At 68.4% G+C, this 1,126-nt stretch carries 1 protein-coding gene; it reads left to right on the top strand.

Going from position 1 to position 1,126, the window contains the following annotated elements:
- On the top strand, positions 1 to 1,126 hold a 1,126-nt coding region (locus AB0L34_RS34195), incomplete at both ends, for a glycoside hydrolase family 9 protein (protein ID WP_363709818.1).

Here is a 1,126-nt window from a genome sequence, read left to right as displayed (position 1 = left end):
CGACACGGTGCGGAAGAGCTACCACGAGTGCATCACCGACGCGACGAGCTTCTACAAGTCGTGGAGCGGCTACCAGGACGAACTGGTCTGGGGCGCGATCTGGCTGTACCGGGCCACCGGCGACGCCACCTACCTGGCCAAGGCCGAGAGCGAGTACGACAAGCTCGGCACCGAGCCGCAGTCCACCACCCGCTCCTACAAGTGGACCATCGCCTGGGACAACAAGCAGTTCGGCGCGTACGTGCTGCTGGCCAACCTGACCGGCAAGCAGAAGTACGCCGACGACGCCAACCGGTGGCTGGACTACTGGACAGTGGGCGTCAACGGGCAGCGGGTGCCGTACTCGCCCGGCGGGATGGCGGTGCTCGACTCCTGGGGCGCGCTGCGGTACGCCTCGAACACCGCGTTCGCCGCGCTGGTCTACAGCGACAAGACCACCGACACCACGCGCAAGGCGCGCTACCACGACTTCGCGGTCCGGCAGATCAACTACGCGCTCGGCGACAACCCGCGCAACTCCAGCTGCCAGATCGGCTTCGGCACGAACTCGCCGCGCAACCCGCACCACCGCACCGCGCACGGCTCCTGGTGGGACTGCCAGACCGTGCCCACCGAGACCCGGCACGTGCTCTACGGCGCGCTGGTCGGCGGCCCGTCATCGGCAAACGACGCGTACACCGACAGCCGGTCGGACTACGTGATGAACGAGGTGGCCACCGACTACAACGCCGGCTTCACCTCCGCGCTGGCCCGGCTCGCCAACGAGTACGGCGGCAGCCCGCGCGCCGGGTTCCCGTCCGCCGAGACGCCCGACATGGACGAGATGACCGTGGAGACCACAGTCATGCAGGCCGAGCCGCGCGCCACCGGACTGAAGGCGATCATCTACAACAAGTCGGCGTTCCCGGCCCGGGCGCTGACCACCGGAAAGTTCCGGTACTTCTTCCGGCCCGACGGCACCGGACCGGTCACCGTCACCCCCGGCTACACCCAGGGCTGCCCGTCGCCGTCGACGGCGAAGCAGTTCTCCGGCGACATCTGGTACGTCGAAGTCGACTGCACCGGCTACACCATCGCGCCCGCCGGGCAGTCCCAGCACCGGATGGAGGTGCAGTTCAAGATCGGC

This window comes from Micromonospora sp. NPDC052213, from assembly GCF_040679695.1.
Taxonomy (GTDB): Bacteria; Actinomycetota; Actinomycetes; order Mycobacteriales; family Micromonosporaceae; genus Micromonospora.
This window is presented reverse-complemented; position numbering and strand designations above follow the sequence as displayed.